Source organism: Flavobacterium sp., assembly GCF_027484945.1.
Taxonomy (GTDB): Bacteria; Bacteroidota; Bacteroidia; order Flavobacteriales; family Flavobacteriaceae; genus Flavobacterium.
In genome coordinates this window covers 1-14,883 of the sequence record NZ_JAIXRZ010000032.1, presented here as the reverse complement: position 1 = coordinate 14,883, position 14,883 = coordinate 1, and the positions used below count along the sequence as shown (strand labels likewise).

Below are 14,883 nucleotides of genomic sequence, written 5' to 3'. Positions count from 1 at the left end.
ATTAAAAACTCAATTTCATCCCATCAGAAATCGAAGTAACTCCATCGGTTACAATTAGTTCATCGGCAGCGATACCACTTAAAATTTCGGTAACATTTTCTGATGATTGTCCAGTTTTTACAATCACTTTTTTGGCTTTCCCGGTCTTTCCATTTACCTCGGTAACTACATACACATAATTGTCGCCGTTAGCATCTTTCTGAATCACATTAGACGGAACGACAAGCGCATTTTTATTAACATAATCAATGATGCGTAATTTAGCAACTTGATTAGGGCGCAATAATCCTTGAGGATTGGGTACCGCTACTTCAATGCCAAAACTACGGTTGCTTGGGTTAATGAAATTCCCAACTTGGCGCACTTTACCCGTATAGGTTTTGCCTAAAGAAGTAAGATAAACATCGACTTCGGTTCCAACTTTTAATTTGCCAACATACGTTTCTGGAACGCTCGTTGACACATACATATTACTTACATTTACAATTCGCATTAACCCTTGCATACTTGGCGCTACAACCTGTCCTTTTTCAACGAAAACTTCGTCGATAGTACCGGTAAAAGGAGCGCGAATAACAGTTTTTGCTAATTGTGCTTTTAATTGTGCAACTCCTTTTTGTGCGGTGATCATATTGGTTTGCGCCTGTAAGTATTGCATTTCCGATCCAATTTTTTTGTCCCACAAATTCTTTTGACGATCGAAATTGGTTTTGGCTAAGGCATATTGGTTTTCTAAACTTGCCAATTGCTGCCCCAAACCGGCATCGTCAATTCGACCTAAAACTTGCCCTTTGGTAACGCGTTGACCCGCTTTGGCATTTAATGCAATTAAAGTACCACTAAATTCGGGCTGAATTAAGATATTTTCTTTGGTATCCACATTGCCTTGTACTTCTAGGTAATGATTGAAAATCGTATCCTTTACTGCACGTACACTTACTAATGCTTCGTCAACTTTTACATTCATTTCGGTTAAGGCAGCGTCTATTTTGTTAATATCTGCCTGTAAAGCTGCTTTTCTTAGCTGTAACTCTTTTGCGTTTTTTGCAGCGATTAAAGCATCTATATTGCTCGATGCTTCTTCTTTTTTACCACAAGCAATGAGTAATGTAGTGGTTAAAATTAGGGTGATGTATTTTTTCATGGATATAAGGAGATTGATTAGTTTTTACTGAGTAATTTTTCCAATGCCGCACGTTTGGTGATAACCTCAACCATGGCTTGCAAATAGGATTGTTGTGCCGAATACAATTGACGCTGCGCATCGGTTAAGTCGAAACTAGAAGTAAGGCCTTCTTTAAATTTTATTTGATTTTTCGACTCGATACGTTCAGCCAACTTTAAATTGTTTTTTGAGCTGCCCAATTGTTCCAAACTAAATTCATAATCGCTTTTCGTTTTTTCAAATTGAAGTTGCAACTTTTGTTCGGTTTCAGTTAAACGGGTTTTGGATTGATCTACTGCAATTTTAGCTTGTTGTGTTCGCGCACTACGGCCTAAACTACTAAAAATGGGCACCGTTAATCCAACCCCCAAATTGGAGTAATTAAACCATTGTTGGTTTGCATTAAACATTGTGAATTGGTTGCCGAAAGAGTTAGCACCAAAATTGACCTGTGCTCCCAAGGAGGGAAGTGCCTTACTCTTTTCTAGTTTTAACAATAACTCGGAACTCGTAAGGGTGTTTTTCCCAATTTGATAATCAATATTGTTTTTTAGATCAAATGCTTCCTTTAAAATAGACAAATCCATATTGGATTGGGTTAGGTAATCCAGTTTGTCTTTTAGGGTCAATTGATCCTCAAGTTTAATTCCTAAAACCAATTTTAATAGGTCTAATGCAATTCTTCTTTGCCGCTTTACATTTTCAAGGGAACTATTGATTGATGCAAGTGTGATTTGCAATTGTTCGACATTTTCTTCTTCCGTAAATCCGTTTTTATAGATTTCACGTGTATCGTTTAACGTTTTTTCTAGCGCCGCTTTATTGCGTTCAAAAATTAGAATGCTTTCATCGGCCAATAAAACATTTCCATAAGCGTTGGTTACAATTTCACGTAATTCTTGGTTGGTTTTTACTTTCGCATTTTCATAGATTTTTAAATACGTTTTAGCCGATTGTAAGCCAACCAAATAGGAGCCATCAAAAATCAATTGACTTAGGGTTAAAGCGGCATTCATATTGTGTTTGGTGCCAAAAGTTACTGGAATGAATTCTCCCGGTTGACCCCCAAAAAATTCAGCAGGAATCAATGATTTTTGTAGCCTAAAATTGTCTTGATAATTCACACCACCACTAATTTGGGGTAACCCGATGGTTGTGGTCTCCCATTTTTTCTTTTTGGCCGCTTCCACATCGCGATTGGCGTTAAGTGCCGAATAGTTGTGTTGAATTGCGTGTTCTAGGGCTTCTTTTAAAGAAAAAGCATACGATTGCGGTTGCACTTGAGCAATCAATGCCAGCGGAAACAAAAAGAGGAGTGCGAGATATTGGTTTCTCATACGTTTGATAATTAATTATAGATTGCGATTTGTTTTTCTAATTCCTGTATACCAGCCAATGTAGCAATGGCGCGGGTATGGTATTCTAAAGCTTTAGCTTCTAATTCATAAGCTTCTTTTTCCAACATGACATTGCCATTAATATCGAAGATTAAAGTGTAATAGAAGCGAACAGCAGCATCAATTTCAACATTGTCTCGATACAAACCTTCTGCGATTCCTTTTTCAATATTTTTTCGAAACAAGTGACGGCATTCTTCCATAGCATTACTAATCAATTGGTCATAAATCTCAGGGTAATGTTTTTTTAATTGATATGCGGGAGAATGGTCAAAAGTTTGAAACATTTCTTTAAACATTTTGCGCATTTCAAAATTTTCCTTGATAGCATTGTAGTTTTTAGAAACGATCGAATTCATTAACGTGATTATTTTTTGATGAATCGATGTTGTCCCCTGTTCAATAAGATCTTCTTTGGTCGTAAAGTATTTGTAAATGGTTTTTTTGGAAATACACATCGAGCTAGCAATATCATCCATAGTCACACTTTTGAAGCCTAACTTCAAAAATAAATCGGTTGCTTTTTTGATGATTTGTTCTTTCATTTTGAATGGATCGTCCAAATTTTTCCGGCACAAAAGTAAGTTGGAAACTAGCAATACTAAAAAAGTTTCCGCGTTCTTAACAGAAATTTAACGATGGACTTTTTCATCATTTTATAAAGTGATTCGTTGGGGAATTCCTTAATTTTGTAGGAATTAATCAAAATCCACATGCAGTCGATAGCCTATTATCAAGATTTGATAACCGAATATTTTGAATCGCTTTCCTTAACTAAAGAACCAAAAAATCTTTACGAGCCTATTCGTTATATTTTAGCATTAGGAGGGAAGCGTATGCGGCCTGTACTAACGTTAATGGCTACTGAGGTGTTTGATGGGGATTGTAGAAAAGCATTAGCAGCAGCAACAGCTGTAGAGGTTTTTCATAATTTTTCTTTAGTCCATGACGATATAATGGATGCCGCTCCCTTGCGCAGAGGACATCAAACCGTTCATGAAAAATGGAATGTAAATACCGGAATATTATCGGGTGATGCCATGTTGATTTTAGCCTATCAGTATTTTGAAGAATATGAACCTGCAACGTTTCGTGAACTTGCCCAACTATTTAGCAAAACAGCGATCGAAGTCTGTGAAGGGCAGCAATACGATGTAGATTTTGAAACCCGCGATAATGTTACGTTGGACGAATATTTGAAAATGATTGAATACAAAACGGCAGTACTCGTTGGATCAGCCTTAAAAATGGGAGCTATCGTGGCGGGGGCTTCAGCCGAAAATGCGAATTTAATTTATGATTTCGGGTGTAATCTTGGTATAGCCTTCCAATTGCAAGACGATTATTTGGATGCATTTGGTGATCCTTTAACTTTTGGAAAGCAGGTTGGGGGTGATATTATTGAAAACAAAAAAACCTACTTGTATTTAAAAGCAATGGAATTTGCATCGGCATCCGATAAAGAACAACTTGCCCATTTGTTTTCTATTCAGCCGCTAGATAATACGGATAAAATCAATTCGGTTAAAGAGTTGTTTCGAACAACCGGTGCAGCAGCAGCTACTCAAGCAGCAATTAAAGCGTTTACATTTAAATCGTTTGAAACTTTAGAACAAATGGAAATCAGTGCAGAGAAAAAAATGATGTTGCGCAGTTTTGGCGAAAAATTAATGAACCGCAAGGTCTAGGTTATGTCGTTTCAAGCACCCGCTACCACCGATCAATTGTTGAAAGAGGCCGAATCCATTCAGTTGTATGGAAAGTTGCTCGAGCAAGTGAATAAGGACTTTAATTTTGCAAACGAATCGGTCGATTTTCACCCCAATACAACTCCAGAAGAATTAAAAATTCAATTGCACGAAAAGGTTTTTCGATTGATTCAGTATCATTATGCCGAACTTTTAAATTTACTTTACATCATCGATGTTCCTGAAGAAAATGTCAAGCAGTTGGACGGAACCGATACCGTAGAATTGGCCGAGCAGCTCTCTTATTTAATCCTCCGTCGTGAATGGATGAAAGTGTGGTTTCGAGCCCATTACTAAACTATTCGCGCGCGGCCGAAATTCAACCGCAAAGCAAGGGTATTTGCAAAGAATTTGTTAAAATGACAGTATCTTTCTTTTGTACCACGGCAAATCGATTTAGTGTACTACATAAATGTACCAAAATCGTTGAATGATTATCATAAATATTATACTTTTGCACTAATTTTTTGAATTACAAGTATACATACCTAAAAATATCATGGATAGGTTTTCCTTTTTAAATGCAGCGCATACCCAGTTTTTTGCTGATTTATATGAACAATATCTTGCTAGTCCAGACAGCGTAGAGCCCAGTTGGCGCGCGTTTTTTCAAGGTTTTGATTTTGCATTAGAACATTTTAGCGACCAAGTTAATGCGGGTGAGCAATTGGTAGTTTATGCCAATAGTGATGCTGGAAATGCAGCAGCTTCTGAAAAATTACAAAAAGAATTCAATGTCCTTAAATTAATCGATGCCTACCGCACGCGTGGGCACCTGTTTACCGAAACCAATCCCGTACGCGAACGACGCGTCTACAGCCCAACTTTAGCTATTGAAAATTTTGGACTTTCAGCATCCGATTTAGATACGGTTTTTGATGCGGCAAAAGTGTTGGGTCATCAACCTTCTTCACTTAAAGAAATAATAGCGCATTTGAAAAATGTCTATTGCCAACATATCGGCATTGAGTACATGTATATGCGTAATCCTGAAGTAATTCAATGGATTCAAGACCGTTTGAACAACAACGATAATTTGCCGAATTTCACACCCGAAGCGAAAAAACACATCTTAGGGAAATTGAATGAAGCCGTTTCGTTTGAAAATTTCTTACACACTAAATACGTAGGTCAAAAACGGTTTTCATTAGAAGGAGGCGAAAGTTTAATTGCTGCGCTAGATGCCGTGATTGATGCCGCAGCAGATAAAGGTGTGGAACAGTTTATAATGGGGATGGCACACCGCGGACGATTAAATGTTTTGGCCAATATTTTTGACAAGCCTACACAAGATATTTTCTCTGAATTTGACGGAAAAGATTATGATAAAGAATACTTTGATGGCGATGTAAAATACCACTTGGGATTAACAGCTGAGCGCTTAACCAAAAACGGTAAAAAAATCAATATCAATTTGGCTCCGAATCCTTCCCATCTTGAAACAGTTGGTGCTGTAATTGAAGGGATTACGCGTGCGAAACAAGATAAATACTATCCAGACAATTTTTCAAAAGTATTACCCATCGCTGTTCATGGCGATGCTGCAGTAGCGGGTCAAGGTATCGTGTATGAAATTGTTCAAATGGCACAACTCGACGGTTACAAAACAGGAGGAACTATCCATATTGTCATTAATAATCAGGTTGGATTCACAACCAATTACCTCGATGCACGGTCCTCGACCTATTGTACCGATGTGGCCAAAGTAACTTTATCCCCTGTATTGCATGTCAATGCTGATGATACCGAGGCAGTGGTTCATGCAATGTTATTTGCGTTAGATTTCCGTATGCAATTCCAACGCGATGTATTTATCGATTTGTTGGGGTACCGTAAATACGGGCACAATGAAGGCGACGAACCACGTTTTACTCAGCCTGTTCTCTATAAAATTATTTCGCGACACAAAAATCCCCGTGATATTTATGCTGAAAAGTTGATTATGCAAGGCATTGTAGACGCAGCTTATTTGACTAAAATTGAGAATGATTATAAAGCGAAATTGGATGAGAATCTCCAAGAATCGCGCAAAAAAGATAAAACCATCATCAAACCTTTTATGCAAGATGAGTGGAAAGGATTCGTTCAGGTTTCTGATGATGAAATGTTGAAAAAAGTAGATACAAAATTTGACCGTAAAAAACTGGATCAAATTATTGAAACCGTTTCAACGTTACCTTCCGACAAAAAATTCATCAACAAAATCCAAAAGATTGTCAATGATCGTAAAACCATGTACGATAACAATGCTTTGGACTGGGGAACTGCTGAAACGTTGGCATACGGAACCTTGTTGATGGAGGGTTATGATGTTCGGGTTTCTGGACAAGATGTTGAACGTGGGACTTTTTCACACCGTCATGCTGTAGTAAAAGTAGAAGACAGCGAGGAAGAAGTGATTCTACTCGATACCCTGAAAGGGAAAAAAGGAAACTTTCATATTTATAATTCGTTTCTTTCTGAATATGGTGTTTTGGGATTTGACTATGGTTATGCTTTAGCTAATCCGAATGCGTTAACGATTTGGGAAGCCCAATTTGGTGATTTTTCTAACGGGGCTCAAATCATGATCGACCAATATATTTCGTGTGGAGAAGACAAATGGAACAATCAAAACGGTATTGTTATGTTGTTACCGCACGGTTATGAAGGGCAGGGTGCTGAACACTCTTCAGCTCGTATGGAACGCTATTTGCAATTATGCGCCCGACATAATATGTATGTAGCTGATTGTACCACACCCGCCAACTTTTTTCACTTGTTGCGCCGTCAAATGAAAACGAAATTTCGCAAACCGTTAGTAGTATTTTCTCCTAAGAGTTTATTGCGTCATCCGCTTTGTGTTTCAACTGTTGACGAATTGGCTAAAGGACAATTTCAAGAAACTATCGACGATTCATCTGTGGATAAGAAAAATGTAAAAACAGTAGTTTTCTGTACAGGTAAATTCTATTACGATATCTTGGTCGAACGTGAAAATTTAGGGCGCAATGATGTTGCATTAGTGCGTATCGAACAGTTGTTCCCGTTACCAGTTGAGCAGTTAAAAGCAATTATTGCATCCTATCCAAATGCCGATGATTATGTTTGGGCGCAAGAGGAACCGAAAAACATGGGTGCTTATGGCTATATGTTAATGAATTTTGATCTTGTACCTTGGCGCTTGGCCTCCTTAAAAGCATATGCTGCTCCAGCTGCTGGAAGTCACACCCGTGATCGACGTCGTCATGCCGATGCAATACGAATGGTATTTGATAAAAACTTATTTAGATAATACGTTGCTTCAAGTTTAAGGTTTAAAGTTAACTTAAAACGTGATTGTTGAAACTATTATAAAATAGAATTTGATTTTAGAAATAAAAGTAGCCTCACCAGGTATTTGAAATTATAAGAAGGATAGCCATTAGCTGTCAGGTATAAAATCATCAAAAACAAGAAATAAAATAAACTAAAATATAAACAACTATGATTTTAGAAATGAAGGTTCCCTCTCCAGGGGAGTCCATTAAAGAAGTAGAAATCGCTACATGGTTAGTTCAAGATGGTGATTATGTAGAGAAAGACCAAGCGATTGCTGAGGTTGACTCAGACAAAGCCACGTTGGAATTACCGGCAGAGGCTAGTGGAATTATCACCTTAAAAGCTGCTGAAGGAGACGCCGTTGCTGTTGGTGCAGTAGTTTGTCTTATTGATACTGCAGCAGCCAAACCAGAAGGAGGCGCACCTGTAGCTACCCCCGTAAAAGTAGAAGCAAAACCGGTAGCCGAAGCTCCTAAAACTGCTCCTGCTCCAGAAGCTACATATGCGGCCCAAACACCTTCGCCTGCAGCACGAAAAATTTTAGAAGAAAAGAATATACAACCTTCGGATATTGTAGGTACAGGTAAAGGAGGACGAATTACCAAAGAAGACGCAATGAATGCTGTGCCTTCAATGGGAACACCTACGGGGGGTAACCGTGGTTCTGAACGTACTAAATTGTCAATGTTACGCCGTAAAGTTGCCGAGCGTTTAGTAGCGGCAAAAAATGAAACAGCGATGTTGACTACGTTTAATGAAGTCGATATGACCAATATCTATGCATTGCGCGATCAATTTAAAGAAGAGTTTAAAAATAAACACGGTTTAGGATTGGGCTTTATGTCATTCTTTACCAAAGCGGTAACCCGAGCACTTCAGCTTTATCCCGATGTAAACTCTATGATTGACGGTCAAGAGAAAGTATCGTATAATTTCTGTGATATTTCGGTTGCAGTTTCTGGACCTAAAGGATTAATGGTTCCTGTTGTTCGAAACGCTGAGACCTTGTCGTTTCGTGGTGTAGAAGCCGAAATCAAACGTTTGGCGTTACGCGCGCGTGATGGTCAAATTACGGTTGATGAAATGACGGGAGGAACCTTTACCATTTCCAATGGGGGTGTTTTTGGAAGTATGTTAAGTACACCCATTATAAACCCACCTCAATCGGGTATTTTAGGTATGCACAACGTAGTTGATCGTCCTATTGTGCGCGATGGACAAATAGTTATTGCACCCGTAATGTATGTTGCATTATCGTATGACCACCGTATTATCGACGGTCGCGAATCAGTAGGTTTCTTAGTTGCTGTTAAAGAAGCGCTAGAAAATCCCGCTACCATCTTAATGGGAGATAACCCCAGAAAAGCATTAGAACTATAGTTTTTAACGTCCTCTGATGAGGCGCCTCTATAGATGGAAATCCCAAACGGAAAGGTTTGGGATTTTTTATGCGTATTAAATTAGCTTTCAATTTAAACCCACAAAGGTTTGTATTACCCTACACTATTTATAACTCTAATTTTCTTTTCTTTGCAGTTGCGTGAGCGATAGAAGCAAAGTATCCTGCCCAACGTTAGGCAGGCAGATACTGCGGATAGCGCGACCCCACCGCCAAAATTTGCGATAAATTAACAATGAACGTTAGGTGGGGGCACGCCCAAAATCAAAAAATGATGCAAAAAACAAAATCAGCCGCTATTGGATTTATTTTCATAACCATGCTCATCGATATTACGGGATGGGGAATTATCATTCCGGTAATTCCAAAATTAATCCAAGAATTGATCAATGGCGATGTTAGTGAAGCCTCGAAAATTGGAGGTTGGCTGACTTTCGCCTATGCCATTACGCAGTTTGTTTGTGCACCGTTAGTTGGAAATTTAAGTGATAAATTTGGGCGTCGCCCCATTATTTTAGTGTCGCTTTTTGCTTTTTCGATGGATTATTTGTTGTTGGCTTTTGCACCTACCATCACTTGGTTGTTTATTGGGCGTATTATTGCCGGATTAACAGGGGCGAGCATTACGACGGCTTCGGCCTACATTGCGGATGTGAGTACGCCTGAAAATCGGGCGAAAAACTTTGGAATGATTGGCGCTGCCTTTGGATTGGGATTTATTATTGGTCCTGTACTTGGTGGGTTTTTAGGTGCATACGGTTCCCGGGTTCCTTTTTATGCCGCTGCGGTATTATGTTTGTTGAATTTTCTATATGGTTACTTTATTTTGCCCGAATCCTTAGCTCCCGAAAATCGCCGAGCTTTTAGCCTAAAACGTGCCAATCCGATAGGTGCATTTTTAAATTTACGCAAGTATCCCGTGTTGATTCCGTTGGTGTTTTCGATGTTTTTGTTATATGTCGCTTCCCATGCAGTACATAGCAATTGGAGTTTCTTTACCATGTATAAATTTAGTTGGCAAGAACGAATGATAGGGATATCGCTGGGGGTAATCGGACTTTTAGTTGGTTTAGTTCAAGGGGGCTTGATTCGATGGATTAATCCGAAATTGGGTAACGAGCGAAGTATTTATTTGGGCAATGCGTTGTATACCCTTGGTATGTTTTTGTTTGCTTTTGCAACCGAAAGTTGGATGCTCTTTGTGTTTTTAATTCCGTATTGTTTGGGCGGAATTGCGGGTCCCGCCATGCAATCGGTTATTTCAAGTAAAGTGCCTGCCAATGAACAAGGCGAAATCCAAGGTACATTATCGAGTTTGATGAGTGCTTCGGCCATTGTGGGTCCGCCGATGATGACTTCACTTTTTTACTTCTTTACCCATAAAGAAGCCCCGTTTCAGTTTGCTGGAGCCCCGTTTATCTTGGGTGGAATTTTAATGATGGTAAGTACTATAGTTTCGTTTGTAGTTTTACGAAAGAAAACGTTCGCAATGCAAGAATAAACTATAGTTAGCATAATCAATTATTGCATTACCAGCCAATAACACATCGGCACCAATTATACCATCTACGGGTTTGACTTTATATTGGTTTAAAGCGGTGTTGACATGGGTAAGGTCAAATACTACAAAAGCAAAATTTTTGTTTTTCCAGCGACCGATTTTCAGTTCATTATGGAGCGATTGTTCGGTAGGCATCCCAATTGCTCCTGCTCCAGCTGCTTTGGTGTGCGTAGGGAGTGTCTGTAGCATAAATTTTTCGACACCTTCAACTCCAATGCAGCTATTGCTGGCCCCTGTATCTAAAATAAAACGCCCTTTCACTCCATTAACTTTGGCAGTAATCAACAAGTGCTGGGTTTTACTTAGGGAAAAGGAAATACGCTTGTATTTGGTGTTTTTAAAAAACGTGATTAATGATGTCATTTGGTATTGGATTCAAATTTAACATAGTCAAAAAGCGCATAGTTCATCCGGTTAGGCATATGATCACCCATAAATGATAGGTTTTCAACACTACAATATATCGGAAAGGATATCTTTTTTTTATAGTGTAAAACCGTAGAAAATTTAGGGGTCTGGTTTATTTTCCAAACCGCCAATAGTTCGTTATTCAATCCTTTTTTGAGCGTTAGACTAAATTCATACCACTGATTACGAATAATTTTTACTCTTTTAGAACAATTAGGAAAACCTTGGGAAGTCATAATAACCAGCAACTCATCGCTCTGGAACTGCATCGCTTTTCGAATCGCTTTTGTACCATACCCAATTTCGAAATCCAATTCATGCGTATCATCAAAATATAAGAATGCGCCAATACTGGTGTTGTCTCCTTTGCCGATTTCTGGGATAAAAATTTTCCAAGTATAGGTGCCCGTAGTAAAGGATTGTACGGACTTTATTTTTGAACGTTCCGTTGTTTTTGGATGGGTAAATAATTTTAGACATCCATTATCCAAAAGGGTGTAATTTTTTTTCCCGTTGGTTTGCTGTGAATCATCCTTCCACTGCTCAAGGGTATTAAAATCCCATACATACTTATTGGTAGATTTTTCTTGGGAATACTCTTTGGGAGTAAGTGATAATGAGGAAATCCAAAGGAGAAGTACAATTAAAATGCGCATTACATTGAGTATACCAAAGAATTGATTGAAAATAAGTTGAAATCGGGCTAATTAAAGGTAAAGATAGTAACTTTGCTATATTAATTTGCATAAAATGATACTAACCGACACCCACACCCATTTGTATTCTGAAGAATTTGGGAATGAACGTGAAGCGATGATGCAGCGTGCATTTGCTGCGGGTGTAAATCGATTGTTTGTGCCTTCGATTGATTCATCCTATACCCAACAAATGTTGGACTTGGAAGCGCAATACCCTGAGAACGTTTTTTTAATGATGGGACTGCATCCGTGTTATGTTAAACCCGATTCATTTGAACAAGAATTGGAATGGGTATACCAACAGTTGCAATCGCATCGGTATTATGCTGTGGGTGAAATCGGGATTGATTTGTATTGGGACAAAACAACTTTGGCGATCCAACAAGAAGCCTTTCGCAGGCAAATGAAATGGGCAAAAGCAATGAACTTGCCCATTAACATTCATTGTCGCGATGCCTTTGACGAAGTGTTCGCCGTTTTAGAAAGCGAATATTCTAAAGAATTATTTGGTATTTTCCATTGTTTTACTGGGGATTTTGATCAAGCAAAACGCGCCATTGCACTTGGAATGAAATTAGGTATTGGAGGTGTTGTAACATTTAAAAATGGAAAAATAGATCAGTATTTGAATCAAATTGATTTGGATCATATTGTTTTAGAGACGGATGCACCCTATTTAGCTCCGGTTCCTTATCGAGGGAAACGAAACGAAAGCAGTTACACACTTTTGGTTGCCCAAAAACTTGCCGAAGTCTACGGCTGCACTGTTGAGGAAATTGCGGCAAAAACGACCAATAATTCAAAAAATATCTTCGGAATATAAAAGCGATTACCCCAAAAAGTCATTATTTTTTTGTTCTTTTGTTATCCTAATCAAACTCGAATACATGCAAAAGTTTGACGCTATTCGTCCTTTTTACGATGCAGAAGTCAATGCTGCGCTACAAGCAGTTTCCAATCATCCAATGATGAAAGCATTGATGAATTTTGCATATCCACAAGTGGAGGAGGAGGTTTGGAAAGAACAACTACGGCGAACTCATTCGATACGTGATTTTCAAATCAATTTTGCATACCAAGCGGTAAAAAAAGTGTTGGAAAAAAGCTCAGATGGTCTTACCACTTCAGGGTTTGAGAACTTAGAGCCCAATACATCCTATCTATTTATTTCTAATCACCGCGATATTATTTTGGATACGTCCATTTTGAATGTTTGTTTGTTTGACCATGGTTTAGTGATGACTGCTTCGGCTATTGGAGATAATTTGGTTAAAAAAGATTTCTTGAAAACGCTGTCCAAGTTGAACCGTAATTTTGTCGTTCAACGCGGATTACCTCCCCGGGAGCTTTTGGAAAGTTCGAAGCTCATGTCGGAATACATTGCTCAATTGTTGTTGCGCGAAAATCGTTCCGTATGGATTGCCCAGCGCGAAGGGCGCACCAAAGATGGAAATGATGCAACCCATAGCGGCGTTTTAAAAATGTTGGCGATGGGTTCAGATGAAAACAATGTAATGCATTACTTTAAAAAAATTAAAATTGTTCCCGTTTCTATCTCTTATGAATACGACCCTACCGATGCTTTAAAAATGCCACAATTGATGGCTGAAGCAAACGAAGAAATCTACATCAAAGAGAAAAATGAAGATTTCATTACCTTATTAAGCGGAATTATTGGGCAAAAGAAACGAATTCATTTGCACGTGGGTAAGATTTTAGATGAAGAAATCGACCAAATTTGTGCTGATAATGACAACACAAATAAACAAATTCAAGCTCTAGCGCAAGTCATAGACGATTCAATTTTGCAATCGTATAGATTATGGCCTACGAATTATATTGCGTATGATTTATTATACCAAACCAATAGTTATGCAAATCAGTATACAGAAGCGGAAAAGTCGTTATTCGAACGTCGTTTAGAAATGCGTATTGATGTGAATAATGAAATGATGCGCGAGAGTTTTTTGGCAATGTATGCCCATCCCGTAATCAATCAATCGAAGTACCGTCATGCCTAATCAACCCAAAATTCTTTTGATTTATACGGGAGGCACCATCGGAATGATGAAAGATGCCAAAACTGGAGCGCTTAAAGCATTCAATTTTAAAAAGTTACTTCAAAAAATACCCGAAATTAAGCAATTGGATTGTCAAATTGAGACGATTTCATTCAAGCAACCTATCGATTCTTCGAATATGAGTCCTAAAAATTGGGTGGAGATTGCTCAAATTATTGAAGTGCATTATAGCATGTATGATGGCTTTGTGGTTTTGCATGGTTCAGATACGATGTCATACTCTGCTTCGGCCCTTAGCTTCCTACTAGAAAATCTTGCCAAACCGGTTGTTTTTACAGGCTCTCAACTTCCTATAGGCGATTTTCGAACTGATGCGAAAGAAAATTTGATTACTGCGATTCAAATTGCTGCATTACATCAAAAAGGAAAATCGGTGATCCAGGAAGTTTGTCTGTATTTTGAATATAAATTATACCGAGGAAACCGAACAACAAAGATAAACGCCGAACATTTTAATGCCTTTGCCTCGCCCAATTATTTGCCCTTAGCCGAATCAGGAGTGCATTTGAATGTAAATACCAGTTCGTTATTACCAAGTACAATGAAATCCTTGGTGGTTCATAAAGAATTAGATTCAAATGTCGTGATCATTAAAATGTTTCCGGGTATAAATGCGTTGGTTTTAAATGCCTTATTGTCTACACTTAATTTACGTGGAATTGTTTTAGAGACATACGGCGCTGGGAATGCTCCTACTGAAGATTGGTTTATCGAGATCTTAAAAAAAGCGATAGAAAAAGGGTTGTTCATTATTAATGTAACCCAGTGCTCGGGAGGAAGTGTCAATATGGGACAATATGAAACAAGTACGTTATTAAAGGAAATAGGTGTAATCTCTGGAAAGGATATTACTACAGAAGCTGCGGTTACTAAATTAATGTATTTATTGGGCCAGAATGTTGCGCCAAAAGTTTTTAAAACCATCTTCGAAACCCCTATTCGTGGGGAAATGATTTCTTAAAACATTTTGATTATTCCGAAAAATGCATCAAATTTGCAGACCTTAATAGAGAGGTGTCCGAGTGGTTGAAGGAGCAAGCCTGGAAAGTTTGTATGTGGGTAACTGCATCGAGGGTTCGAATCCCTTCCTCTCTGCAAGACAAGGGCAGGCCGGTGGCCTGCCCTT

At 38.5% G+C, this 14,883-nt stretch carries 13 protein-coding genes and 1 tRNA gene; 9 read left to right on the top strand and 5 right to left on the bottom strand.

Translation table 11 applies throughout. The annotated features are described in order from the left end of the window. Position 1 precedes the first annotated feature (1 nt). The 3 genes from Q0039_RS05130 to Q0039_RS05120 are packed head-to-tail and all read right to left on the bottom strand — an operon-like array spanning position 2 to position 3,107. Positions 2-1,144 (bottom strand): efflux RND transporter periplasmic adaptor subunit, encoded by a 1,143-nt coding sequence (locus Q0039_RS05130; RefSeq protein ID WP_297510107.1) that lies wholly within the window; start codon positions 1,142-1,144, stop codon positions 2-4. A gap of 17 nt (positions 1,145-1,161) precedes the next feature. Then, a complete protein-coding gene (locus Q0039_RS05125) occupies positions 1,162-2,502 on the bottom strand; it encodes a TolC family protein (protein WP_297510104.1) in 1,341 nt (446 codons plus the stop codon). Positions 2,503-2,513: 11 nt separating this feature from the next. After that, on the bottom strand, positions 2,514-3,107 hold the full coding sequence (locus Q0039_RS05120; protein WP_297510101.1) for a TetR/AcrR family transcriptional regulator: 594 nt from the start codon (positions 3,105-3,107) through the stop codon (positions 2,514-2,516). 168 nt (positions 3,108-3,275) lie between these two features. On the opposite strand from Q0039_RS05120, the gene Q0039_RS05115 reads away from it, so the two are divergent. The 5 genes from Q0039_RS05115 (at position 3,276) to Q0039_RS05095 (ending at position 10,510) form a co-directional block, all read left to right on the top strand. Further along, positions 3,276-4,250: a polyprenyl synthetase family protein gene (locus Q0039_RS05115; protein WP_297510098.1), complete on the top strand. Its 975-nt coding sequence runs from the start codon at positions 3,276-3,278 to the stop codon at positions 4,248-4,250. Between the two features lie 3 nt (positions 4,251-4,253). Next, entirely contained in the window at positions 4,254-4,607 is a 354-nt protein-coding gene (locus Q0039_RS05110) for a hypothetical protein (RefSeq protein ID WP_297510095.1), read from the top strand. Between the two features lie 202 nt (positions 4,608-4,809). Continuing rightward, positions 4,810-7,584 (top strand): 2-oxoglutarate dehydrogenase E1 component, encoded by a 2,775-nt coding sequence (locus Q0039_RS05105; RefSeq protein WP_297510092.1) that lies wholly within the window; start codon positions 4,810-4,812, stop codon positions 7,582-7,584. A gap of 191 nt (positions 7,585-7,775) precedes the next feature. Continuing rightward, positions 7,776-8,990, top strand: a complete 1,215-nt coding sequence (gene odhB / locus Q0039_RS05100) for a 2-oxoglutarate dehydrogenase complex dihydrolipoyllysine-residue succinyltransferase (RefSeq protein ID WP_297510088.1) — start codon at positions 7,776-7,778, stop codon at positions 8,988-8,990. A gap of 254 nt (positions 8,991-9,244) precedes the next feature. Continuing rightward, a complete protein-coding gene (locus tag Q0039_RS05095) occupies positions 9,245-10,510 on the top strand; it encodes a TCR/Tet family MFS transporter (protein ID WP_297510085.1) in 1,266 nt (421 codons plus the stop codon). On the opposite strand, the gene Q0039_RS05090 is transcribed toward Q0039_RS05095, so the two are convergent. Beyond that, a complete protein-coding gene (locus Q0039_RS05090) occupies positions 10,478-10,933 on the bottom strand; it encodes a retropepsin-like aspartic protease (RefSeq protein ID WP_297510082.1) in 456 nt (151 codons plus the stop codon). The two genes, Q0039_RS05095 and Q0039_RS05090, sit on opposite strands and share 33 nt — an antisense overlap. Beyond that, positions 10,930-11,634, bottom strand: a complete 705-nt coding sequence (locus Q0039_RS05085; protein WP_297510079.1) for a hypothetical protein — start codon at positions 11,632-11,634, stop codon at positions 10,930-10,932. The genes Q0039_RS05090 and Q0039_RS05085 overlap by 4 nt, the downstream gene beginning before the upstream one ends. A gap of 94 nt (positions 11,635-11,728) precedes the next feature. Here Q0039_RS05085 and Q0039_RS05080 point away from each other — a divergent pair, with 94 nt between their 5' ends. From Q0039_RS05080 to Q0039_RS05065, 4 genes are all read left to right on the top strand, one after another. Next, a complete protein-coding gene (locus Q0039_RS05080) occupies positions 11,729-12,499 on the top strand; it encodes a TatD family hydrolase (protein ID WP_297510077.1) in 771 nt (256 codons plus the stop codon). 64 nt (positions 12,500-12,563) lie between these two features. Then, entirely contained in the window at positions 12,564-13,697 is a 1,134-nt protein-coding gene (locus Q0039_RS05075) for a 1-acyl-sn-glycerol-3-phosphate acyltransferase (RefSeq protein ID WP_297510074.1), read from the top strand. Beyond that, the gene (locus tag Q0039_RS05070; protein ID WP_297510071.1) at positions 13,690-14,718 is read left to right on the top strand and encodes an asparaginase; all 1,029 of its coding nucleotides are present in this window, start codon (positions 13,690-13,692) and stop codon (positions 14,716-14,718) included. The genes Q0039_RS05075 and Q0039_RS05070 overlap by 8 nt, the downstream gene beginning before the upstream one ends. 47 nt (positions 14,719-14,765) lie before the next feature. After that, positions 14,766-14,852: transfer RNA gene (locus Q0039_RS05065), tRNA-Ser, on the top strand. The last annotated feature ends 31 nt before the right edge of the window (positions 14,853-14,883 follow it).

Bases quoted from the DNA above. Each gene is read 5' to 3' on its own strand.
- Q0039_RS05130 (WP_297510107.1), bottom strand. From the start codon at position 1,144: ATGAAAAAATACATCACCCTAATTTTAACCACTACATTACTCATTGCT.
- Q0039_RS05125 (WP_297510104.1), bottom strand. From the start codon at position 2,502: ATGAGAAACCAATATCTCGCACTCCTCTTTTTGTTTCCGCTGGCATTG.
- Q0039_RS05120 (WP_297510101.1), bottom strand. From the start codon at position 3,107: ATGAAAGAACAAATCATCAAAAAAGCAACCGATTTATTTTTGAAGTTA.
- Q0039_RS05115 (WP_297510098.1), top strand. From the start codon at position 3,276: ATGCAGTCGATAGCCTATTATCAAGATTTGATAACCGAATATTTTGAA.
- Q0039_RS05110 (WP_297510095.1), top strand. From the start codon at position 4,254: ATGTCGTTTCAAGCACCCGCTACCACCGATCAATTGTTGAAAGAGGCC.
- Q0039_RS05105 (WP_297510092.1), top strand. From the start codon at position 4,810: ATGGATAGGTTTTCCTTTTTAAATGCAGCGCATACCCAGTTTTTTGCT.
- odhB (WP_297510088.1), top strand. From the start codon at position 7,776: ATGATTTTAGAAATGAAGGTTCCCTCTCCAGGGGAGTCCATTAAAGAA.
- Q0039_RS05095 (WP_297510085.1), top strand. From the start codon at position 9,245: ATGAACGTTAGGTGGGGGCACGCCCAAAATCAAAAAATGATGCAAAAA.
- Q0039_RS05090 (WP_297510082.1), bottom strand. From the start codon at position 10,933: ATGACATCATTAATCACGTTTTTTAAAAACACCAAATACAAGCGTATT.
- Q0039_RS05085 (WP_297510079.1), bottom strand. From the start codon at position 11,634: ATGCGCATTTTAATTGTACTTCTCCTTTGGATTTCCTCATTATCACTT.
- Q0039_RS05080 (WP_297510077.1), top strand. From the start codon at position 11,729: ATGATACTAACCGACACCCACACCCATTTGTATTCTGAAGAATTTGGG.
- Q0039_RS05075 (WP_297510074.1), top strand. From the start codon at position 12,564: ATGCAAAAGTTTGACGCTATTCGTCCTTTTTACGATGCAGAAGTCAAT.
- Q0039_RS05070 (WP_297510071.1), top strand. From the start codon at position 13,690: ATGCCTAATCAACCCAAAATTCTTTTGATTTATACGGGAGGCACCATC.